The sequence below is a fragment of the Streptomyces sp. NBC_01537 genome (genome assembly GCF_045040445.1).
Classification (GTDB): domain Bacteria; phylum Actinomycetota; class Actinomycetes; order Streptomycetales; family Streptomycetaceae; genus Actinacidiphila.
In genome coordinates, this window is the sequence record NZ_CP109392.1 from 8,508,257 (window position 1) to 8,529,534 (window position 21,278).

A 21,278-nucleotide genomic window follows, 5' to 3' on the forward strand; every position below is an offset into this window, starting at 1 on the left:
AAGGACGAACGTGCTCATTGCCGGGTTCCCCGCCGGGGCCTGGGGGACCAATTGTTATGTGGTCGCCCCCGCCGCCGGTGAGGAGTGCGTGATCATCGACCCGGGTCATGAAGCGACCCAGGGCGTCGAGGACACGCTCGCCAAGCACCGCCTCAAGCCCGTCGCCGTCATCCTCACCCATGGCCATCTCGACCATGTGGCCTCGGTCGTCCCGGTCTGCGGGGCCAGCGGCGTGCCCGCCTGGATCCACCCCGAGGACCGCTTCATGCTGACCGACCCGGAGAAGGCCCTGGGCCGCTCCATCGGGGCGCAGCTGCTGGGCGAGCTGACCATCGGCGAGCCGGACGACGTGCGGGAACTCACCGACGGCGCCGCGCTGCGGCTGGCCGGTCTGGAGCTGTCCGTCGCGCACGCGCCGGGCCATACGAAGGGGTCGGTGACCTTCAGGCTGCCCGAGACCACCGAGATCCCCTCGGTGCTCTTCTCGGGTGACCTGCTGTTCGCCGGCTCCGTCGGACGCTCCGACCTGCCCGGCGGCGACCCGGCCGAGCTCCTCGAATCGCTGGCCCGCGTGTGCCTGCCGCTCGACGACTCGACCGTGGTGCTGTCCGGCCACGGCCCCCAGACCACCATCGGCCGCGAGCGCGCCACCAACCCGTACCTGGGTGAGGCCGGCGTGACGGCTCCGCGACGAGGATTGTGACGAGTACACATCGCATGAGCACTTTCAGGGCCCCCAAGGGCACGTACGACCTGCTGCCGCCGGACTCCGCGAAGTTCCTCGCCGTGCGCGAGGCCATCGCCGCGCCGCTGCGCGACTCCGGCTACGGCTACATCGAGACCCCCGGCTTCGAGGGCGTAGAGCTGTTCGCACGCGGCGTCGGTGAGTCCACCGACATCGTGACCAAGGAGATGTACACCCTCACCACCAAGGGCGGCGACGAGCTCGCTCTGCGCCCCGAGGGCACCGCCTCCGTCCTGCGCGCCGCGCTGGAGGCCAACCTCCACAAGACCGGCAACCTGCCGGTCAAGCTCTGGTACTCCGGCTCGTACTACCGCTACGAACGCCCGCAGAAGGGCCGCTACCGGCACTTCTCCCAGGTCGGCGCCGAGGCGATCGGCGCCGAGGACCCGCTGCTGGACGCCGAGCTGATCATCCTCGCCGACCAGGCCTACCGCTCGCTGGGCCTGCGGGACTTCCGCATCCTGCTGAACTCGCTGGGCGACAAGGAGTGCCGCCCCGTCTACCGGACGGCGCTGCAGGACTTCCTGCGCGGTCTCGACCTGGACGAGGACACCCGCCGCCGCGTCGACATCAACCCGCTGCGGGTCCTGGATGACAAGCGCGACGCGGTGCAGAAGCAGCTCGTGGGCGCGCCGGTGCTGCGCGATTACCTGTGCGACGCGTGCAAGGCGTACCACGAGGAGGTGCGCGAGCTGCTTACGGCGGAGGGCGTCGCCTTCGAGGACGACCTCAAGCTGGTGCGCGGCCTGGACTACTACACCCGCACCACCTTCGAGTTCGTCCACGACGGTCTCGGCTCGCAGTCCGCCGTCGGCGGCGGCGGCCGCTACGACGGCCTGTCCGAGATGATCGGCGGCCCCCCGCTGCCGTCCGTCGGCTGGGCGCTCGGCGTGGACCGCACGGTGCTGGCGCTGGAGGCCGAGGGCATCGAGCTCGAACTGCCCCCGGTGACCCAGGTGTTCGCGGTGCCGCTCGGCGAGGAGGCGCGCCGCGTGCTGTTCGCCGCGGTCACCGCACTGCGCCGGGCCGGAGTCGCCACCGACTTCGCGTACGGCAGCAAGGGCCTGAAGAACGCGATGAAGTCGGCCAACCGCTCCGGTGCCCGCTTCGCCGTGGTCGCCGGTGAGCGCGACCTCGCCGAGGGCGTCGTCCAGCTCAAGGACCTGGAGAGCGGCGAGCAGACCCCGGTCCCCGTGACCGAGGTCGTTCCCGCCCTCCGGGCCAGGCTGGCCCAGGCCGCGTCCTAGCTCTCCGGGGATTCCAGCAGGCCGAACCGCATCGCGGACGTCACAGCCGCGGTGCGGTCGCCCACGCCGAGCTTGCCGAAGACCCGCAGCAGGTGCGTCTTCACCGTCGACTCGCCGATGAACAGCTGCCGTCCGATCTCCGCGTTGGTGCAGCCGTCGGCGACCAGCCGCAGCACGGCTGTCTCGCGCTCCGACAGCCGTGGCCGCTCCGGCTTGGTGCGCAGCTGGTCGACCAGCCTCGCGGCGACGGACGGGGCGAGCACGGTCTCGCCCCGGGCCGCGGCCCGTATGGCGTCGGCGAGCTCGGCCCGGGAGAGATCCTTGAGCAGATAGCCGGCGGCGCCCGCCTCCACGGCCCGCAGGATGTCACCGTCGGTCTCGTACGTGGTCAGGACGATCACCCGGCAGGGCAGCCCGGCGGCGGTCATCCGGACAATCGACTCGACCCCGCCGCCGTCGGGCATCCGCAGGTCCATCAGCACGATGTCGGGCCGCAGCGACGCGCTCAGCACCTCCGCCTGCGGCCCGCTGGACGCCTCGGCCACGACATCCAGGTCCGGCTCGGCGCTGAGCATGCCACGCAGCCCCTCCCGGACGACGGGATGGTCGTCGGCGAGCAGGATCCGGATCACGGTGCACTCCTTGCTGCGGCCCCGAGGGGGAGTTCGACGGTGACGGTGGTGCCCTTGCCGGGCGCACTGAGGACATGCGCTGTGCCACCTATCTCCTCGGCCCGGGCCCGCATCCCCGGCAGCCCGTAGCCACCACCCGGACTGCCCGGGTCGAAGCCGCTGCCGGTGTCCCGTACCGACAGCCGCAGCGCGTCCCCGTCGTACGAGAGCCCCAGCTCGACACGGGCCTGCGCCCCGGCGTGCCGACGGGCGTTGGACAGCGCTTCCTGGGCCGAACGCAGTGCCACCACCTCCACGGCGGCCGGCAGCCACCTGGTCTCCCCGGTCACCACGAACGGCACCGGATGCCCCGTCTCGGTGGAGAACCGGTCGCCGAGCCGGTGCAGCGCCTCCTGCAGGGAGCTGCCGACGAGGTCCGTCGGCCGGGCCCCCGCGACCAGGGCCCGGGCCTCGGCGAGATTCTCCCGGGCGGTGACGACCATCAGGCCCACGTGCCGGCGCGCCTGCCGGGGATCGTGGTCCAGCTCGGACTGCACCGCCTGGGCCAGCATCAGCAGGCTGGTGAATCCCTGGGCTAGCGTGTCGTGGATCTCCCGGGACATCCGCTCCCGTTCGGCCAGCGCCCCGTTCGTCGACGACAGAGTGGCCAGTTCCAGCCTGCTGGCGTCCAACTCGGCGATCAGCGCGGCACGGTCCCGGCTCTGGTCGAGGATGCGGATGACCCAGCTGCCCATCACCGTCGAGAAGGTCAGCGTGACCACCGCGAACACCGAGTTGAGGAACAGATCCTCGGAATCCGGACGCCACAGCAGCCCCCAGCCCACCACCGGCACGATGTTGATCACCGTGAGCGCCACCAGGGCCCATCGCATCCGCAGCAGCATGAAGCACTGCGGGACCAGTGCGAAGGTGACCAGCCGGGTCTCGCCGACCAGCACGGCGGACACCATGAACAGCCCGACCGCCCCCACGATGTACCGGGCGGAAGGACGCGTGTTGGCGCCCTCGGTCATCATCTCCGGCCGCCCCGCCCACACATACCAGGGCACCAGCAGGCAGAAGAGCGCGGCCGCCGCCGTGCGGACCGGCAGCGCCGGGTCCTTCGCGCCGAGCGCGAAAGCCAGCGTGCCGGCCCATACCACCGCGAAGTACGCGTCCCAGTTGTAGAAGGTCCGGCTGTGCACGTCGGAGTCCCGCGCGCCGTCGGCCTCCCTCAGCCGTCGCGCGCGCTTTTCCAGCGGAACGTCAGCAGACACAGCACCAATCCTCCGATGCACCAGGCGCTCAGCACCAGGGCGATCCGTCCGAACTCCCAGCTCCCGGCCTGCTCCAGAGCCGCCGCACTGTCCGGCAGGAACACTCCGCGCAGGCCCTGGCACATCCACTTCAGCGGGAACAGCGCCCCGATGTTCAGCATCCAGCCCGGGACGGTGTCGATGAGGATGTACACGCCGGATATGAACTGAAGGACCAGATAGGGGAGTACCACCACCGAGGTGGCGGCGCGCCCGGACTTCGGAAGGCTGCTGATCGCGATGCCCAGCAGCCCACAGCCGGTCAGCCCCAGCAGGAATATCCAGCCGAAAGTCAGCCAGCCCATGGCGTCGGACGGCAGATCGACGTCGAACACCGTGGTGCCGAAGAGCAGCAGCAGAGCGGTCTCCATCGTGCCGGTCACCAGCACCAGCCACATCTTCCCCAGGAAGTACGCGACCGGAGGCATCGGCGTGCCGCGCAGTCGCCGCAGCACCTTCTCGTCCCGCTCTATCGCTATCGACACGCCCAGAGACTGGAAGCTGGTCGCCATGATTCCCGAGGCGATCATCGAGGCCACGTAGTACTGCGAGGCCGTCGCGCCCGTGTTCGCCATGTCGTCCCTGAAGATCGAGGCGAACAGGAAGAGGAAGACGATCGGGAAGGAGAAGGTGAAGACCACCTGCTCGCGCAGGCGGAAGAACTGCTTGATCTCGATCGAGGCCCGATGCCGCCCCAGGCTCCAGGCGCTGGGCAGCTTCGTGGCGGCGGCCGGCGTGGCCGCCGATGGCACCGCTGTCGTGGTCATCGTCCCTCCTCCTCGCCGATGAGCTGCAGATAGATGTCCTCAAGCGTGGGGCGGCTGATCCGCAGACCCGGTATCTCGCCGTCGAAGCGGCGCATCAGCTCCGCGACGGCCTGCGTCGGTGTGTCGGTCTGCGCGGAGCGCGGACTGCCATCGGCCTCCGTCCACTCCACGGTGGAGCCGGAGCCGTACCGCTCGCGCAGGCCGGCCGGCTCGCCGTGGGCCACCACCCGGCCGGCCGATATCACCGCGAGCCGGTCGGCCAGCGCCTCCGCCTCCTCCAGGTAGTGCGTGGTGAGCAGGATCGTCGTGCCCCCATGGGCCAGCCCCCGGACCAGCTCCCAGAACTCCCGCCGGGCCGCCGGGTCGAATCCGGTGGTCGGCTCGTCGAGCAGCAGCAGCTCGGGGCCGCCGATCACCCCCAGGGCCACGTCCAGGCGGCGGCGCTGGCCCCCCGACAGCGTCTTGATCCGGCTGCCGGCCTTCTCCGCCAGCCCGACCAGGCCTATGACCTCCCCCGGATCGCGTGGCCGGGGGTAGTAGTGCGCGAAGTGCCGCACGGTCTCGGCGACCGTCAGCTCGGCGGGGGCGGACTCGTCCTGCCAGACGATGCCGACGCGGGACCGCCACTCCCGGCCGCCCGTGTCCGGGTCCTGCCCCAGCACGGAGACCTCACCCCCGTCCCGTGACCGGTGGCCCTGCAGTATTTCCACCGTCGTGCTCTTGCCGGCCCCGTTGGGCCCCAGGATCCCGAAGATCTCACCCCGCCGGATGTCCAGATCCAGACCGTCGACCGCGGTGACTTCGCCGTACCGCTTGCGAAGCCCCCGTACCCGTACCGCGTGCTCTGTCGTCGTCATGGATTCAGAATCCCGTTCCGGGCGGGTCCGCGGTACAACCGGGAGGACACATGATTGTCCGTCGAACGGTGGACACGGCAGGATGACACCCGGCACTTCCCGCGGGCCGCTAGCGTTGGGCAAGGCGGGAAATGCGGAAACGACGGACCTAGGGAACGGCGACATGGTGACACCGGCGCTTGATGAGGCTCGTACCGACGACGAGCAGCGGGAACCCACCGAGTTGATCGGCGCGGGCAAGGCCTTCAGCTGGCTGCTCGTGGTGTGCGGGGCGCTCGGGCTGCTGGCCTCATGGGTCATCGTGATCGACAAGTTCAAACTGCTCGAAGACCCCAACTTCGTGCCCGGCTGCAGCCTGAACCCGATCATCTCCTGCGGCAACATCATGAAGAGCGAGCAGTCGCACGTCTTCGGCTTCCCGAACCCGATGATCGGCATGGTCGCCTATCCGGTCGTCATCGCGATCGGCATGGGGATCCTGGCCGGCGCCCGCTACCGCCGCTGGTTCTGGCTCGGACTCCAGGCCGGCACGGTCTTCGGCGTCGGCTTCGTGACCTGGCTGCAGTACCAGTCGCTCTACAGCATCGGCTCGCTGTGCCTGTGGTGCTCGCTGGCCTGGGTCGTCACCATCGCCCTGTTCTGGTACACCGCCGTGCACAACATCAAGCACGGCATCATCAAGGTGCCCGCCGGGGCGCGCTCGCTGGTGCTGGAGTTCCACTGGGTGGTGCCGGTGCTCTGGTACGGGATCATCATCATGCTGATCCTCACCCGCTGGTGGTCGTACTGGAGCACGCTCGTCTGACCTGGCTGTCAGTGCCGTGGCATAGGCTTTCCTCTCGTGGAACCCGACCTGTTCACCGCCGCCGCGGAGGACCGCCAGGCCCGTGAGCCGGGCGGCAGTCCGCTGGCCGTACGCATGCGCCCGCGCACGCTCGACGAGGTGGTCGGGCAGCAGCACCTGCTGCGGCCCGGTTCACCGCTGCGGCGGCTGGTGGGCGAGGGGGCAGGGGGGCCGGCGGGCGCGTCGTCGGTGATCCTCTGGGGCCCGCCGGGCACCGGCAAGACCACGCTGGCGTATGTGGTCAGCCAGGCCACCGAGAAGCGGTTCGTCGAGCTGTCGGCGATCACGGCGGGCGTGAAGGAAGTACGGGCGGTCATCGAGAGCGCCAAGCAGCAGTCGGGGATGTACGGCCGCGACACCGTGCTGTTCCTCGACGAGATCCACCGCTTCAGCAAGGCCCAGCAGGACTCGCTGCTGCCCGCAGTGGAGAATCGCTGGGTCACGCTGATCGCGGCCACCACCGAGAATCCGTACTTCTCGATCATCTCGCCGCTGCTCTCCCGCTCGCTGCTGCTGACGCTGGAGCCGCTCACCGACGAGGACCTGCGCGCACTGCTGCGCAGGGCGGTCACCGACGAGCGCGGGCTCGCGGGGGCGGTCACGCTGCCCGGGGACACCGAGGCCCATCTGCTGCGCATAGCGGGCGGCGACGCGCGCCGCGCGCTCACCGCGCTGGAGGCCGGGGCCGGCTCGGCCATGGCCAAGGGCGAGAACGAGATCACCCTGGTCACACTGGAGGAGACGGTCGACCGGGCGGCGGTGAAGTACGACCGCGACGGCGACCAGCACTACGACGTGGCCAGCGCACTGATCAAGTCCATCCGGGGCTCGGACGTGGACGCGGCGCTGCACTACCTGGCCCGGATGATCGAGGCCGGGGAGGACCCGCGCTTCATCGCCCGGCGGCTGATGATCTCCGCCAGCGAGGACATCGGCCTGGCCGACCCCACCGCCCTGCCCACCGCCGTGGCGGCGGCCCAGGCCGTGGCGCTGATCGGCTTCCCCGAGGCGGCCCTGACCCTCAGCCACGCCACCATCGCGCTCGCCCTGGCGCCCAAGTCGAACTCCGCGACCACGGCGATCGGCGCCGCGCTGGCCGACGTACGGGCGGGCAAGGCCGGGCCCGTCCCGCCGCATCTGCGCGACGGGCACTACAAGGGCGCCGCCAAGCTGGGACACGCCCAGGGGTATGTGTATCCGCACGACGTGCCGGAGGGCATCGCCGCGCAGCAGTACGCCCCGGACGCCATCCACGGCGCGCGCTACTACCAGCCCACCCGCCATGGCGCCGAGGCACGGTACGCGGATGTGGTCGAGTGGGCGCGCGGACGGCTGGCGGGGGGGTCCTGAGCGCTCCGCGCGACGCCGTATCGGCTCGGCTCGCGGTCACTCAGGGTTCGCGGCCTCGTACGCCACCTCGAAGAGCGCGTGCATCGCCCGGTGCAGATCCTCCTGCGCGCGCACCGGCGACAGGAACTCGAAGCGGGCGTCGAAGGCCTGCCCTTCCCCCGTGAACCGCACCCGCAGCCCGAAACGGTCCAGCGCCAGCGGCACCGCGCGCAGCGGCACCGATCCGCACGCGTCCCCGGCCAGCGCGCACAGCCAGCCCAACTGCTCCGCGTGCGAGGAGGCCAGGTGCTGCAGCAGCTCCGCCTCGTGGGCGACCAGCGGATCCGCCCGCGCGGCGGTGAAGGCCTCGGGCTCGACGGGCTCGGCTCCCCACAGGTCGTCCAGGGAGGCCTCGCCGATCTCCAGCCGCAGCCATACGCAGCCGGGCCGCGCGGGCAGTTCGTGGGCCGTGGTCAGCCAGCCGGACACCCAGGCGCGGCCGCGGATCCGGTTGGGCACCGCCACCGGGGCGACGTCCGTGATCTCCAGCACAGCGGGGAGATCGTCGGCCTCGGCGTGGGTCGCGGTCCGCACGGCGGGCGAATCGGCCGCAAACAGCAGGAAAAGGTCCCCGTCGGAACCGGCGATGCGCTCCCGGGGGGTCATCTCGTCCTGCCGGGCCCCGTCCAGGCCTGGAATCAGCAGTACCGCGGACGCTGTACTCTGTACGAGAGTTCGTGTGCGTTCGGCTGCTGACGGCAACCGGACGGTTTCAAGCCCGCTGGGACGCGGCTGACCATGAGCTGATCGGACCTCCGTCATCCCTTCGCTCCGAGCGTCGGGTCCAACGCCGTTGGAATGCCCTGTTGAGGCATTGTCCACGTCGGCGTCGGCGTTGTCCGTGATGCCTGTGGTGTTCCCAGGGCTCGACATGCGATCTCCTCAGTTAAGGTAAGCCTAACCTAACTTACACCGGAGGTCTGGAGAACGTGCCTAACCAGTCGCGTCCCAAGGTCAAGAAGTCCCGTGCGCTCGGTATCGCGCTCACCCCGAAGGCTGTGAAGTACTTCGAGGCCCGCCCCTACCCGCCGGGCGAGCACGGCCGTGGCCGCAAGCAGAACAGCGACTACAAGGTCCGTCTGCTCGAGAAGCAGCGCCTGCGCGCTCAGTACGACATCTCCGAGCGCCAGATGGCCCGCGCCTACGACCGCGCCAAGAAGGCCGAAGGCAAGACCGGCGAGGCGCTGGTCGTCGAGCTGGAGCGCCGCCTGGACGCCCTGGTGCTGCGCGCCGGCCTGGCCCGCACCATCTACCAGGCCCGCCAGCAGGTCGTGCACGGCCACATCGAGGTCAACGGCAAGAAGGTCGACAAGCCGTCCTTCCGCGTGAAGCCGGACGACGTCATCCAGGTCCGCGAGCGCTCCCGCGCCAAGACCCCGTTCCAGGTCGCCCGTGAGGGCGGCTGGGCGGGCGAGGGCGAGGTCGCCAAGTACCTGCAGGTCAACCTGCAGGCGCTGGCCTTCCGCCTGGACCGTCTGCCGAACCGTCGCGAGGTCCCCGTGATCTGCGACGAGCAGCTCGTCGTCGAGTACTACGCCCGCTGACGCTCGCCCGCACCCGGCGCGTCATACCCGCCCGTTCCCGGCTCCGGCCGGGAACGGGCGGGTTTTGCGTTCCCCGCCGAGCCCGCTGCACCCGCCGAGCCCGCCGATCCGGTGCACGCCCTGGTCGCCTCGCGGCTCGCGAGCGCCCTGGCCACCGCCGCGTCCAGACCCAGCGCCGACCCCCGTGCGAACGCCCGCGCGTACCCCACCGCGCCCAGCTCCGCCCGGCACAGCTCCTCGCACCGGTTGTGCGGAATGGCGAAATACCGGGAGCCGAAGACCGGCAGCCCCACCAGGTCCCAGATGCCGGCCGCCGCGCCCTGCAGCGCCGCCGCCTCCTCGGCGTCGTGCGCGGCAGTCAGCAGGGCCAGCACCTCGATGCCCAGGACGATCCCCACCATGTCCCGGAACTCGTGGTTGATGCGTACGCATTCCGCCGCCAGCTGCCGCGCCAGCGCCGGATCCTCCTGCCACCAGGCGATCACCGCGCGCGTGTAGAGCGCGTACGCCAGCGCCCAGCGCTCGCCGTGGTCCTCGCAGGCCTCCCGTACGGCCTCGCAGATCTCGATGCCGCGCTCCAGCTCGCCCGAGAAGGCCGCCACCATGCCCAGCTCGACCTCCGCCATGATGACGTTGCTGTTGAGCTCGCCCAGCGTCCGGTAGTGGCCCAGCGCCTCTTCGAACAGCGCCTTCGCACGCGGCAGATCATCGCTCAGCAGGGCCCCGCAGCCGAGCCGGTGCACCGCGTACGCCACCGCCGTCGCGTTGCCGGTGTCCAGCGCGAGCTGACGGCATTCGTGCAGCATCCCCAGGGCGGCGATCCCGTCGCCCTGCAGGATCGACACATAGCCGCACACCCACAGTGCCTTGGCGCGCTGCCCGGTCGGAGTCTCGTCGGCGGCCAGCGCCCGCTCCAGCCAGTAGCGGCCCTCCGCGAGCCGGCCGCAGCCGACCCAGTAGAACCACAGGGTGCCGGCGAGGAACTGGCCGATCCGGAACTCCCGGGGGTCCTCCAGCGAGAACTCCAGCGCCGCCCGGAGGTTCGCCAGCTCCCGCTCGGTGCTCCGTGCGACCTGCGCCTGCCGCGCGCTGAACCACTCCAGCTCGCCCCAGGTGGCGAAACCCAGGTACCAGTCCCGGTGCCGGGCACGCGCCCGCTGCTCCTCGCCCAGTTCGCGCAGCCAGCCGAGCCCGTAGTCGCGCATGGTGTCGAGCAGCAGATAGCGCACCGCCCCGCAGGCCGTGTCACGGCGCATCAGCACGGACTTGTCCACCAGGTCCGTGACCAGGTCCACCATGGCCTCGGCCGGCAGCTCCGGGCTCGCGCAGACGTATTCCACCGCCTCCAGGTCGAAGTCCGCCGCGAAGACGGAGAGCCGGGCCCACAGCAGCCGCTCGCGGGGGCTGCACAGCTCATGGCTCCAGCCGATCGCCGTGCGCAGGGTGCGATGGCGGGCCGGGCCGGTGGCGCCGCGCCGGGTCAGGATCGTGAAGCGGTCGTCGAGGCGCTCCAGGATCTGATCGACCGACAGCGCCCGCAGCCGGCCCGCCGCCAGCTCCAGCGCCAGCGGGATCCCGTCGAGCCGGCGGCACAGCTCCCGCACCGCCGCCCGGTTGGACCCGTCGACCGCGAAGTCCGGCAGGACGGCCGAGGCCCGGTCCGCGAACAGCTCCACCGCGTCGGTATCGCAATCGCCGTCCTCGGCGAAGGGCTCAAGGACCATGACGTGTTCCCCGGGCACCCCCAGCGGCTGCCGCGAGGTGGCCAGGATCCGCAGCCCCGGCGCCTGCCGCAGCAGCGCCTCGGCCAGCCGGGCGGCGGCCTCCACCTGGCGCTCGCAGCAGTCGAGGACCAACAGCAGCTCACGCCCCGCGAGATGGGCCGCCAAAGTGGCGCGCGGCAGCCGGGTCGTGTGGTCGGTCAGCCCGAGCGCCTCGGCCACCGCGTGCTCCACCAGCGCCGGATCGCGTACGGGCGCCAGCTCCACCAGCCACGCCCCGCCTGAGAACCCCTCCTGCGCGGCCGCGACGGCCGCGGCGCGCACCGCGAAGCGCGTCTTGCCCACCCCGCCCACACCGCTCACCGTGACGATGCGGGCCCGCTTCAACAGGTCCGCGACATCGGACAACTCACGCCGGCGCCCCACGAAGTGGTTCAGCTCCGCGGGCAGGTTTCCGGTCGAGGCATGGGGCCGCATGGGTCACGGAGCGTACCGCCAGGTAAGCGGAACGTACAGTCCGGGTGCCGCGTGCACCCACCGCCGCGCGCGTCGCCGCGCGCGGTAATGCGGTACGGAGGCCGGGGCCCGGCGCGATAAGGTCGGCATCTGACACATAAGACTTGACGCGGCAGTCGCAGCGGTCAACGTGGAACTTCCGAGGAGCAGCATCGTGTCCGGTGGAGAGGTGGCCGGCCTCATCGTGGCCGTCTTCTGGGCGATCCTGGTGTCCTTCCTGGCCGTGGTCCTGGTCAGGCTGGCGCAGGCGCTCCGGCAGGCCACCCGGCTCGTCGCGGATGTCACCGAGCAGGCGGTGCCGCTGCTCGGCGAGGCCTCCGCCGCCGTCCGCTCCGCGCACACCCAGCTCGACCGGGTGGACACCATCACCTCGGACGTCGCCGAGGTCACCGCCAACGCGTCCGCGCTCTCCACCACCGTCGCCTCCACCTTCGGCGGCCCGCTGGTCAAGGTCGCGGCCTTCGGCTACGGCGTACGACGTGCGGTCGGCCTCCAGGCGAAGGACGCGCCGAAGAAGCACACCGTGGTCGTCGGACGGACGCTCCCGTCCGTCCGGGGCCGTAAGTCGAGGGGCTGACCTGCAATGTTCCGCCGCGCATTCTGGTTCACCGCCGGCGCCGCAACCGGTGTCTGGGCCACCAACAAGGTCCACCGCAAGATCCGCAGCCTCAGCCCCGAGAGCCTTGCCGCGCAGGCGGCCAACAAGGCGCTCGAAGCCGGCGGCCGGCTGCGTACCTTCGCGCAGGACGTACGCGCCGGCATGGCCGAGCGCGAGGACCAGCTCAACGACGCACTGGGCCGTACCGATACGGCCCCCGAACTCGAAGTCCCCGGGCAGCGCCCGGCGATCGCGTACAACCGGAAGGACGATCACTGATGGAGTCGGCTGAAATCCGCCGCCGCTGGCTGCGCTTCTTCGAGGAGCGCGGGCACACCGTTGTGCCTTCGGCGTCCCTCATCGCCGACGACCCCACGCTGCTGCTCGTCAACGCGGGAATGGTGCCCTTCAAGCCCTACTTCCTGGGCGAGGTCAAACCGCCCGCCCCGCGCGCCACCAGCGTGCAGAAGTGCGTGCGCACCCCCGACATCGAAGAGGTCGGCAAGACCACCCGGCACGGCACGTTCTTCCAGATGTGCGGCAACTTCTCCTTCGGCGACTACTTCAAGGAAGGCGCCATCGGCTACGCCTGGGAGCTGCTCACCGGCTCCGTGGCGGACGGCGGCTACGGCCTGGACCCGGAGAAGCTCTGGATCACGGTCTACCTCGACGACGACGAGGCCGAGCAGATCTGGCGCGAGAAGATCGGCGTCCCCGCCGAGCGCATCCAGCGCCTGGGCAAGAAGGACAACTTCTGGTCCATGGGCGTGCCCGGCCCGTGCGGCCCGTGCTCGGAGATCAACTACGACCGCGGCCCGGAGTTCGGCGTCGAGGGCGGTCCTGCCGTCAACGACGAGCGCTACGTGGAGATCTGGAACCTGGTCTTCATGCAGTACGAGCGCGGCGAGGGCGCAGGCAAGGAGGACTTCCCGATCCTCGGCGACCTCCCCGCCAAGAACATCGACACCGGCCTCGGTCTCGAACGCCTCGCCATGATCCTGCAGGGCGTACAGAACATGTACGAGACCGACACCCTGCGCGTCGTCATCGACAAGGCCACCGAGCTCACCGGCGTCTCCTACGGTGCCGCGCACGAATCCGACGTCTCGCTGCGCGTGGTCGCCGACCACATCCGCACCTCCGTGATGCTCATCGGCGACGGCGTCACCCCCGGCAACGAGGGCCGTGGCTACGTGCTGCGCCGCATCATGCGCCGGGCCATCCGCAACATGCGCCTGCTGGGCGCCACCACCGAGGTGGTCGCCGAACTCGTCGACGTCACCCTGAAGACGATGGGCCAGCAGTACCCGGAGCTGCTGACCGACCGCAAGCGCATCGAGACCGTCGCCCTCGCCGAAGAGGCCGCCTTCCTCAAGGCCCTCAAGGGCGGCACCAACATCCTCGACACCGCCGTCACCGAGACCAAGGCCTCCGGCGGCAAGGTGCTCTCCGGCGACAAGGCCTTCCTGCTCCACGACACATGGGGCTTCCCGATCGACCTCACCCTCGAAATGGCCGCCGAGCAGGGCCTGTCGGTGGACGAGGACGGCTTCCGCCGTCTGATGAAGGAGCAGCGGGACCGGGCCAAGGCCGACGCCATGGTGAAGAAGAGCGGTCACGCCGACCTCTCCGCCTACCGGGCCGTCGCCGACACCGCCGGAACAACCCAGTTCACCGGCTACACCCTCAACGAGGGCGAGGCCACGGTCGTCGGCCTGCTGGTGGACGGCGTCCCCTCGCCCGCCGCCAACGAGGGCGACGAGGTCGAGGTCATCCTGGACCGCACCCCCTTCTACGCCGAGGGCGGCGGGCAGCTCGCCGACACCGGCCGGATCCGGATCGACTCCGGGGCCGTGATCGAGGTCCGCGACGTCCAGCAGCCGGTGGCCGGGGTCAGCGTCCACAAGGGTGTCGTCCAGGTCGGCGAGGTCACCGTCGGGGCCGGCGCCCTGGCCCAGATCGACCTCGTACGCCGCCGCTCCATCGCCCGCGCCCACAGCGCCACGCACCTCACCCACCAGGCGCTGCGCGACGCGCTGGGCCCGACCGCCGCCCAGGCCGGCTCGGAGAACTCGCCGGGCCGCTTCCGCTTCGACTTCGGCTCGCCGACCGCCGTCCCCGGCACGGTGCTCACCGATGTCGAGCAGAAGATCAACGAGGTCCTGGCCCGCGAACTCGACGTCACCGCCGAGGTGCTGCCGATCGCCGAGGCCAAGAAGCAGGGCGCCATCGCCGAGTTCGGCGAGAAGTACGGCGAGCATGTGCGCGTCGTCACCATCGGCGACTACTCCAAGGAGCTGTGCGGCGGCACGCACGTCGGCAACACCGCCCAGCTCGGCCTGGTCAAGCTGCTCGGCGAGTCCTCCATCGGCTCCGGCGTGCGCCGCGTCGAGGCCCTGGTCGGTGTGGACGCGTACAGCTTCCTGGCCCGTGAGCACACGATCGTCTCGCAGCTCACGGACCTGGTGAAGGGCCGTCCCGAGGAGCTGCCCGACAAGATCTCCGGGGTCCTGGCCAAGCTCAAGGACGCCGAGAAGGAGATCGAGCGCTTCCGCGCCGAGAAGGTCCTCCAGGCCGCCGCCGGGCTCGCTGCCGGGGCCCAGGACGTCAAGGGCGTCGCTCTCGTGACGGGTACCGTCCCGGAGGGCACCGGCGCGGACGACCTGCGCAAGCTGGTTCTGGACGTACGCCAGCGCATCACGGGCGGACGTCCGGCCGTGGTGGCCCTGTTCACCGTGGCCAACGGCCGTCCGCTGACCGTCATCGCCACCAACGAGGCCGCCCGCGAGCGCGGCATCAAGGCCGGTGAGCTGGTCCGCGCCGCAGCCAAGACCCTCGGCGGCGGCGGTGGCGGCAAGGACGACGTCGCCCAGGGCGGCGGCCAGAACCCGGCCGCCGTGGACGAGGCCGTCGGCGCCGTGCAGCGGCTCGTCGCCGAGAAGGCCTGAGCCGCATGCGCAGGGGCCGCCGGCTCGCGATCGACGTCGGGGACGCCCGGATCGGGGTCGCCTCGTGCGACCCCGACGGGGTCCTCGCCACGCCGGTCGAGACCGTGCCGGGCAGGGACATCCCGGCGGCCAAGCGCCGGCTGGCCGAGATCGTCGCCGAGTACGAGCCGATCGAGGTCGTGGTCGGGCTCCCTCGCTCCCTCAGCGGGAGCGAGGGGCCGGCCGCGGTCAAGGTCAGGGCCTTCACCCAGGATGTGGCGAAGATCATCGCACCGGTGCCGGTGAGGCTGGTCGATGAGCGGATGACCACCGTCACCGCGACCCACGGCCTGCGCGCCTCGGGCGTCAAGGCGAAGAAGGGCCGGGCCGTGGTGGACCAGGCCGCGGCCGTCGTCATCCTGCAGAGCGCCCTTGAGGCCGAACGGGTGTCCGGTAAAGCTCCGGGCGAGAGCGTCGAACCGATTGTCTGATCGCGGTACGGTAACGTTCCGCGCGGCATGGGGCTCCCACAGCGGTCCCCGTACCGACGGGGCGGGCCGAACGGCCGCGCCACAAGCGCCGGCCTGCCGCCGCCTCGCGAACCAAGGGGATCGATGACTGACTATGGCCGGGGCCCCGGCTCCGAACCGTGGCACCCCGATGACCCGCTCTTCGGTGATCAGTGGGGCGATCAGCAGCAGTACCAGCAGCAGCACGCGCAGGCGCAGGCGCAGCAGCACCCACAGCACCAGGACGGCGGCTGGGACCCGTACGCCACCGGCCAGCAGCAGCCCCAGCCCCAGTACCAGCAGCAGTACGACCAGCAGCAGTCGTACGAGCACCCGCAGCAGCAGCACCCGCAGCAGCAGCACCCGCAGCAGTCGTACGAGCACCAGCAGTACGACACCTGGAACGGCGCCCCGGTCGCGTACGGCGCGGACCCCAACGACCCCTACGGCACCGGCCAGCACGCACAGCAGCCCGACTACTACGGCCAGGGCGGCTACCCGCCGCCGCAGCGCCCGCAGTACCAGGAGCAGCAGCAGCCCCAGCACGGCCAGCAGCAGCCTCAGCAGGCCCAGCAGCACCCCGAGCCGCAGCAGCAGCCGTTGCAGGCCAGCCCCGAGCCGCCCGCCGACTGGGATCCCGAGCCTGAGTCCGCCGTCGACGACCACGCCTTCTTCTCCGGCGGGGACGATGACGACGAGGACGACGACCCCCGCGACGGCCGTCGCGCGCGAGGCGGCAAGGGCAAGAAGAAGGGCGGCAAGAAGCGCCGGAGCGGCTGCGCCTGCCTGGTCGTCCTGCTGGTGCTGGGCGGTGGCGGCGCCGCCACCGCCTGGTACGGCTACCAGTACTACGAGAGCCACTTCGGCCCGGCCCCGGACTACTCCGGCAAGGGCTCGGGCGAGGTCCAGGTCGAGATCCCCACGGGCTCGTCGCTGACCAGCATCGGCAACATCCTGAAGAAGGCCGGCGTGGTCAAGAGCGTCGACGCCTTCACGACGGCGGCCGGCAAGAACGCCAAGAGCACCACCATCCAGGCCGGTATCTACGTGCTACGCGGGGAGATGTCCGCCGACTCCGCGATCACGATGATGCTCGACCCGTCCTCCCAGAACGTCCTGATCATCCCCGAGGGGCTCACCGCCACCAAGATCTACGCGCTGATCGACTCCAAGCTCAAGCTGAGCTCGGGCAGCACCGCCAAGGCCGCCAAGAGCGGCGCGGGCAGCCTCGGTCTGCCCTCGTACGCCAAGGGCAACCCGGAGGGCTTCCTCTACCCGGCGCGCTACTCGATCAGCAGCAAGATGAAGCCCCTCGACCTGCTCAAGCAGATGGTGAAGAACGCCCAGGCCGAGTACACCAAGGTCGATCTCGCCACCGCCGGCAAGGAGGTCAACCTGGACACTCCCTACGACGTGATCATCGAGGCGAGCATCCTGCAGGCCGAGGTCGACCAGAAGGCGGACATGGGCAAGGCCGCCCGCGCCCTCTACAACCGCCTCAACACCAACGCCACCTACGGCAAGCTCGAACTCGACTCGACGCTCCAGTACCACCTGGGCCGGACCAAGCTCAGCAGCGCCGACCTCGCGTCCAAGGCCGACGGCTTCAACACCTACACCAACACCGGACTGCCCCCGGCCCCCATCTCCAACCCGGGAGCCGACGCCATAGAGGCCGTCCTCAGCCCGACCAAGGGCAACTGGGTGTACTGGGTGACGATCAAGCCCGGCGACACCCGCTTCGCCGTGAGCTACGCCGACCACCTCAAGAACGTCAAGGTGTACTGCGAAGCCCATGACCAGACCCTGAACACGTCCTCCGGATCGTGCCAGTAGCCGTAGCCGTAGCCGTAGCCGTAGCCGCAGGCCGACCGACAGCCAAGCGCAGGAGTACCACCCGTATGACCAGCAGCGCCCGCAGAGCAGCCGTCCTCGGCTCGCCCATCGGCCACTCCCTGTCCCCGGTGCTGCACCGCGCGGCCTACGCGGAGCTGGGCCTGACCGGCTGGTCGTACGACCGCTTCGAGGTGGACGAGGAGGCCCTGCCGGGCTTCCTCAAGGAGCTGGAGGCCGGGCCGGACAGCTGGGCCGGGCTCTCGCTCACCATGCCGCTCAAGCGCGCGGTCATCCCGCTGCTCGACGGGATCAGCGACACCGCGGCCTCCGTCGAGGCCGTCAACACGCTGGTCTTCGCCGAGGACGGCCGCCGCCTCGGCGACAACACCGACATCCCCGGCATGGTCGCCGCCCTGCGCGAGCGCGGCGTCGAGCGCGTCGACTCCGCCGCGGTCCTCGGCGCCGGCGCCACCGCCTCCTCCGCGCTCGCCGCCCTGGCCCAGATCTGCTCCGGCGAGGTCACCGCGTACGTACGCGGCCCGGACCGCGCCGCTGAGATGAGTCAGTGGGGCGAGCGGCTCGGCGTCACCGTGCGCACCGCCGCCTGGGAGGACGCCGCCCGCGCCTTCGACGCGCCGCTGGTGATCGCCACGACCCCGGCCGGAGCCGCCGACGTGCTGGCCGGCGCCGTCCCGCAGGCGCCCGGCGCGCTCTTCGACGTGCTCTACGACCCGTGGCCCACCGCGCTGGCCACCGCCTGGTCGGCGCGCGGCGGCGCGGTCGTCGGCGGACTCGATCTGCTGGTGCACCAGGCGGTCCTCCAGGTGGAGCAGATGACCGGGCGCGCTCCCGCGCCGCTGGCCGCGATGCGCGCGGCCGGCGAGGCGGCGCTGCACGGGCACTGACACCCGGGGGAGGGGCGTCCGCACCGTGGAACGGGGCAAGGGGCTGCCCGGAATCGTGGGAGGATCAAAAAGTGGGGTGCGTCCCGTGAGGCGGGCCCCGAGCCGCAGGACGTTTAAGGAGCACCGTTGAGCAGGTTGCGCTGGCTGACCGCGGGGGAGTCGCACGGCCCCGCACTCGTCGCGACGCTGGAGGGACTTCCCGCCGGCGTGCCGATCACCACAGACCTGGTGGCGGACGCCCTCGCGCGGCGGCGGCTCGGCTATGGCCGCGGTGCCCGGATGAAGTTCGAGCGCGACGAGGTCACCTTCCTCGGCGGCGTACGGCACGGCCTGTCCCTCGGCTCCCCGGTCGCGATCATGGTCGGCAACACCGAGTGGCCCAAGTGGGAGCAGGTCATGTCGGCCGACCCGGTCGACCAGGACATCCTGGACGGCCTGGCCCGCAACGCCCCGCTCACCCGGCCGCGCCCCGGCCACGCCGATCTGGCCGGCATGCAGAAGTACGGCTTCGACGAGGCCCGGCCGATTCTGGAGCGCGCCAGCGCCCGCGAGACCGCCGCCCGTGTGGCCCTGGGCGCCGTGGCCCGCTCCTACCTCAAGGAGACCACCGGCATCGAGATCGTCTCCCATGTCGTGGAGCTGGCCGCCGCCAAGGCCCCGTACGGCGTCTACCCGGTCCCCGCCGATGTCGAGAAGCTCGACGCCGACCCGGTGCGCTGCCTCGACGCGGACGCGTCGAAGCGGATGGTCGCCGAGATCGACCAGGCCCACAAGGACGGCGACACCCTCGGCGGCGTCGTCGAGGTCCTCGCCTACGGCGTCCCGGTCGGCCTGGGCTCGCATGTGCACTGGGACCGCCGCCTGGACGCGCGGCTCGCCGCCGCCCTCATGGGCATCCAGGCCATCAAGGGCGTCGAGGTCGGCGACGGCTTCGACCTCGCCCGCGTGCCCGGCTCCAAGGCCCACGACGAGATCGTCCCGACCGCCGACGGCATCCGCCGCGTCACCGGCCGCTCCGGCGGCACCGAGGGCGGCCTCACCACCGGCGAGCTGCTGCGCGTACGGGCCGCGATGAAGCCGATCGCCACCGTGCCGCGCGCGCTGGCCACCATCGACGTCACCACCGGCGAGGTGGCCCAGGCCCACCACCAGCGCTCCGACGTCTGCGCGGTCCCCGCCGCAGGCATCGTCGCCGAGGCGATGGTCGCGCTGGTCCTGGCCGACGCCGTGGCCGAGAAGTTCGGCGGCGACAGCGTCCCCGAGACCCGCCGCAACGTCCAGGGCTACCTCGACAACCTGGTGGTCCGATGACCGGCCCCGTAGCCGTCCTCGTCGGCCCCATGGGCGTCGGCAAGACCACCGTCGGCGAGCTGATCGCCGACGAGCTGGGCACGACCTGCCGGGACACCGACGCCGACATCGTCGCGGCCCAGGGCCGATCCATCGCCGACATCTTCGTCGAGGACGGCGAGGCCCACTTCCGCGCCCTGGAGGCCGAGGCGGTACGCGCCGCCCTGACCGAGCACGACGGCGTCCTGGCGCTCGGCGGCGGCACGATCCTCAACGACGACACGCGCAAGCTGCTCATCGGCCTGCCCGTGGTCTTCCTCGACATGGGCGTCGCCGAGGCCGTCAAGCGGGTCGGCCTGGACACGGCCCGCCCGCTGCTGGCGGTCAACCCCCGGCAGAAGTGGCGGGAGCTCATGGAGGCCCGGCGCCCCCTCTACACCGAGGTCGCCCGCGCGGTCGTCAGCACCGAAGGCCGCACCGCCGAAGAAGTCGCCGAACTCGTCCTCACCGAACTGGAGCTCAAGACCGCATGATCACGCGCATCCAGGTCGGTGGCAGCGCGGGCACCGCGCCGTACGAGGTACTGGTCGGCCGCCAACTTCTCGGCGAGCTCCCCGGGCTCATCGGCACCGACGCCAAGCGGGTCGCCGTCCTCCACCCCGAGGCCCTCGCGGCGACCGGCGAGGCGCTGCGCGAGGATCTCGCCGCGCAGGGCTACGAGGCGATCGCCATCCAGCTGCCCAACGCCGAGGAGGCCAAGACCGTCGAGGTCGCCGCCTACTGCTGGAAGGCCCTCGGCCAGTCCAACTTCACCCGCACCGACGTCGTCGTCGGTGTCGGCGGCGGCGCCACGACCGACGTGGCCGGCTTCGTCGCCGCCACCTGGCTGCGCGGGGTGCGCTGGATCGCCGTCCCCACCACCGTGCTCGCCATGGTCGACGCGGCGGTCGGCGGCAAGACCGGGATCAACACCGCCGAGGGCAAGAACCTCGTCGGCGCCTTCCATCCCCCGGCCGGCGTCCTGTGCGACCTCGCCGCCCTCGAGTCCCTCCCCGCCAACGACTACATCAGCGGCCTCGCCGAGATCATCAAGGCCGGCTTCATCTCCGACCCCGCGATCCTCGACCTCGTCGAGTCCGACCCCGTCGCCGCCCGCACCCCCGACGGCCCCCACACCGCCGAGCTCATCGAGCGCTCCATCCGCGTCAAGGCCGAGGTCGTCTCGTCCGACCTCAAGGAGTCCGGCCTCCGCGAGATCCTCAACTACGGCCACACCCTCGCCCACGCCATCGAGAAGAACGAGCGCTACAACTGGCGCCACGGGGCTGCCGTTTCCGTCGGCATGGTCTTCGCGGCCGAGCTCGGCCGCCTCGCGGGCCGTCTGGACGACGCCACGGCCGACCGGCACCGCGCGGTCCTGGAATCCGTCGGCCTGCCCCTGAGCTACCGCTACGACCAGTGGCCCAAGCTCCTGGAGAACATGAAGGTCGACAAGAAGTCGCGCGGCGACCGGCTCCGCTTCATCGTGCTCGACGGCCTGGCCAAGCCGACGGTCCTGGAGGGCCCCGACCCGGCGGTGCTCGTCGCGGCGTACGCGGAAGTCGCCAAGTAGGCAGCCGCCACCCCGCCGGCCCGGAGGGTACCGGGCACGTCCGT

General features: G+C 71.2%; 20 protein-coding genes. 14 read left to right on the forward strand and 6 right to left on the reverse strand.

Features of this window, described 5'->3' with window-relative positions; genetic code table 11:
- Nucleotides 1-10: 10 nt before the first annotated feature.
- Both OG607_RS39120 and hisS read left to right on the forward strand, forming a co-directional pair.
- A complete protein-coding gene (locus OG607_RS39120; RefSeq protein WP_405734079.1) occupies nucleotides 11-703 on the forward strand; it encodes an MBL fold metallo-hydrolase in 693 nt (230 codons plus the stop codon).
- Between the two features lie 14 nt (nucleotides 704-717).
- Nucleotides 718-1,992 (forward strand): histidine--tRNA ligase, encoded by a 1,275-nt coding sequence (gene hisS, locus OG607_RS39125; protein WP_405734081.1) that lies wholly within the window; start codon nucleotides 718-720, stop codon nucleotides 1,990-1,992.
- Here the strand turns inward: hisS and OG607_RS39130 are convergent.
- From OG607_RS39130 to OG607_RS39145, 4 genes are read right to left on the reverse strand one after another with little or no spacing between them, the layout of a single operon-like run.
- Nucleotides 1,989-2,624 (reverse strand): response regulator, encoded by a 636-nt coding sequence (locus OG607_RS39130; RefSeq protein ID WP_405734083.1) that lies wholly within the window; start codon nucleotides 2,622-2,624, stop codon nucleotides 1,989-1,991. The two genes, hisS and OG607_RS39130, sit on opposite strands and share 4 nt — an antisense overlap.
- Entirely contained in the window at nucleotides 2,621-3,880 is a 1,260-nt protein-coding gene (locus OG607_RS39135) for a sensor histidine kinase (RefSeq protein ID WP_405734085.1), read from the reverse strand. The genes OG607_RS39130 and OG607_RS39135 overlap by 4 nt, the downstream gene beginning before the upstream one ends.
- Entirely contained in the window at nucleotides 3,838-4,686 is an 849-nt protein-coding gene (locus OG607_RS39140) for an ABC transporter permease (protein ID WP_405734087.1), read from the reverse strand. Before OG607_RS39140 ends, OG607_RS39135 begins: the two co-directional genes overlap by 43 nt.
- Nucleotides 4,683-5,543, reverse strand: coding sequence for an ABC transporter ATP-binding protein (locus OG607_RS39145; protein WP_405734089.1), 861 nt, complete (start codon nucleotides 5,541-5,543; stop codon nucleotides 4,683-4,685). The genes OG607_RS39140 and OG607_RS39145 overlap by 4 nt, the downstream gene beginning before the upstream one ends.
- A gap of 163 nt (nucleotides 5,544-5,706) precedes the next feature.
- Between OG607_RS39145 and OG607_RS39150 the strand changes: the two genes are divergently transcribed.
- Nucleotides 5,707-6,348, forward strand: a complete 642-nt coding sequence (locus tag OG607_RS39150) for a vitamin K epoxide reductase family protein (protein WP_405734091.1) — start codon at nucleotides 5,707-5,709, stop codon at nucleotides 6,346-6,348.
- 36 nt (nucleotides 6,349-6,384) lie between these two features.
- Complete coding sequence (locus tag OG607_RS39155; RefSeq protein WP_405734093.1) at nucleotides 6,385-7,737, forward strand: replication-associated recombination protein A; 1,353 nt, start codon at nucleotides 6,385-6,387, stop codon at nucleotides 7,735-7,737.
- A gap of 36 nt (nucleotides 7,738-7,773) precedes the next feature.
- Here the strand turns inward: OG607_RS39155 and OG607_RS39160 are convergent, their stop codons facing one another.
- The gene (locus tag OG607_RS39160; protein WP_405734095.1) at nucleotides 7,774-8,478 is read right to left on the reverse strand and encodes a DUF2470 domain-containing protein; all 705 of its coding nucleotides are present in this window, start codon (nucleotides 8,476-8,478) and stop codon (nucleotides 7,774-7,776) included.
- 227 nt (nucleotides 8,479-8,705) lie between these two features.
- Here OG607_RS39160 and rpsD point away from each other — a divergent pair, with 227 nt between their 5' ends.
- Nucleotides 8,706-9,320 (forward strand): 30S ribosomal protein S4, encoded by a 615-nt coding sequence (gene rpsD, locus OG607_RS39165; RefSeq protein WP_405734097.1) that lies wholly within the window; start codon nucleotides 8,706-8,708, stop codon nucleotides 9,318-9,320.
- Here the strand turns inward: rpsD and OG607_RS39170 are convergent.
- Nucleotides 9,308-11,518 carry an ATP-binding protein gene (locus OG607_RS39170; protein WP_405734099.1) on the reverse strand — a complete coding sequence of 737 codons (2,211 nt, stop codon included), beginning with the start codon at nucleotides 11,516-11,518 and terminating at the stop codon, nucleotides 9,308-9,310. The two genes, rpsD and OG607_RS39170, sit on opposite strands and share 13 nt — an antisense overlap.
- A 193-nt stretch (nucleotides 11,519-11,711) precedes the next feature.
- Between OG607_RS39170 and OG607_RS39175 the strand changes: the two genes are divergently transcribed.
- The 9 genes from OG607_RS39175 to aroB all read left to right on the forward strand — a co-directional run bounded on the left by OG607_RS39175 (nucleotide 11,712) and on the right by aroB (nucleotide 21,234).
- Nucleotides 11,712-12,134, forward strand: coding sequence for a DUF948 domain-containing protein (locus tag OG607_RS39175; RefSeq protein WP_405734101.1), 423 nt, complete (start codon nucleotides 11,712-11,714; stop codon nucleotides 12,132-12,134).
- Between the two features lie 6 nt (nucleotides 12,135-12,140).
- Nucleotides 12,141-12,434: a DUF6167 family protein gene (locus tag OG607_RS39180; protein WP_405734103.1), complete on the forward strand. Its 294-nt coding sequence runs from the start codon at nucleotides 12,141-12,143 to the stop codon at nucleotides 12,432-12,434.
- Nucleotides 12,434-15,103: an alanine--tRNA ligase gene (gene alaS / locus OG607_RS39185; RefSeq protein ID WP_405734105.1), complete on the forward strand. Its 2,670-nt coding sequence runs from the start codon at nucleotides 12,434-12,436 to the stop codon at nucleotides 15,101-15,103. Before OG607_RS39180 ends, alaS begins: the two co-directional genes overlap by 1 nt.
- A gap of 5 nt (nucleotides 15,104-15,108) precedes the next feature.
- Complete coding sequence (ruvX, locus tag OG607_RS39190) at nucleotides 15,109-15,573, forward strand: Holliday junction resolvase RuvX (protein WP_405734107.1); 465 nt, start codon at nucleotides 15,109-15,111, stop codon at nucleotides 15,571-15,573.
- 123 nt (nucleotides 15,574-15,696) lie between these two features.
- Nucleotides 15,697-17,427: an endolytic transglycosylase MltG gene (gene mltG, locus OG607_RS39195; protein ID WP_405734109.1), complete on the forward strand. Its 1,731-nt coding sequence runs from the start codon at nucleotides 15,697-15,699 to the stop codon at nucleotides 17,425-17,427.
- Nucleotides 17,428-17,492: 65 nt separating this feature from the next.
- Nucleotides 17,493-18,332 (forward strand): shikimate dehydrogenase, encoded by an 840-nt coding sequence (locus tag OG607_RS39200; protein ID WP_405734111.1) that lies wholly within the window; start codon nucleotides 17,493-17,495, stop codon nucleotides 18,330-18,332.
- Between the two features lie 126 nt (nucleotides 18,333-18,458).
- Nucleotides 18,459-19,643 (forward strand): chorismate synthase, encoded by a 1,185-nt coding sequence (aroC, locus tag OG607_RS39205; RefSeq protein WP_405734113.1) that lies wholly within the window; start codon nucleotides 18,459-18,461, stop codon nucleotides 19,641-19,643.
- Nucleotides 19,640-20,155 (forward strand): shikimate kinase, encoded by a 516-nt coding sequence (locus tag OG607_RS39210; RefSeq protein ID WP_405734115.1) that lies wholly within the window; start codon nucleotides 19,640-19,642, stop codon nucleotides 20,153-20,155. Before aroC ends, OG607_RS39210 begins: the two co-directional genes overlap by 4 nt.
- A complete protein-coding gene (gene aroB, locus OG607_RS39215) occupies nucleotides 20,152-21,234 on the forward strand; it encodes a 3-dehydroquinate synthase (RefSeq protein ID WP_405734117.1) in 1,083 nt (360 codons plus the stop codon). The genes OG607_RS39210 and aroB overlap by 4 nt, the downstream gene beginning before the upstream one ends.
- Nucleotides 21,235-21,278: the final 44 nt, after the last annotated feature.

Excerpts from the sequence above, each read along its gene's own strand:
- hisS (WP_405734081.1), top strand. The coding sequence starts at position 718 with ATGAGCACTTTCAGGGCCCCCAAGGGCACGTACGACCTGCTGCCGCCG.
- OG607_RS39145 (WP_405734089.1), bottom strand. The coding sequence starts at position 5,543 with ATGACGACGACAGAGCACGCGGTACGGGTACGGGGGCTTCGCAAGCGG.
- OG607_RS39140 (WP_405734087.1), bottom strand. The coding sequence starts at position 4,686 with ATGACCACGACAGCGGTGCCATCGGCGGCCACGCCGGCCGCCGCCACG.
- OG607_RS39200 (WP_405734111.1), top strand. The coding sequence starts at position 17,493 with ATGACCAGCAGCGCCCGCAGAGCAGCCGTCCTCGGCTCGCCCATCGGC.
- ruvX (WP_405734107.1), top strand. The coding sequence starts at position 15,109 with ATGCGCAGGGGCCGCCGGCTCGCGATCGACGTCGGGGACGCCCGGATC.
- OG607_RS39170 (WP_405734099.1), bottom strand. The coding sequence starts at position 11,518 with ATGCGGCCCCATGCCTCGACCGGAAACCTGCCCGCGGAGCTGAACCAC.
- alaS (WP_405734105.1), top strand. The coding sequence starts at position 12,434 with ATGGAGTCGGCTGAAATCCGCCGCCGCTGGCTGCGCTTCTTCGAGGAG.
- mltG (WP_405734109.1), top strand. The coding sequence starts at position 15,697 with ATGACTGACTATGGCCGGGGCCCCGGCTCCGAACCGTGGCACCCCGAT.
- aroB (WP_405734117.1), top strand. The coding sequence starts at position 20,152 with ATGATCACGCGCATCCAGGTCGGTGGCAGCGCGGGCACCGCGCCGTAC.
- OG607_RS39180 (WP_405734103.1), top strand. The coding sequence starts at position 12,141 with ATGTTCCGCCGCGCATTCTGGTTCACCGCCGGCGCCGCAACCGGTGTC.
- OG607_RS39210 (WP_405734115.1), top strand. The coding sequence starts at position 19,640 with ATGACCGGCCCCGTAGCCGTCCTCGTCGGCCCCATGGGCGTCGGCAAG.
- OG607_RS39150 (WP_405734091.1), top strand. The coding sequence starts at position 5,707 with ATGGTGACACCGGCGCTTGATGAGGCTCGTACCGACGACGAGCAGCGG.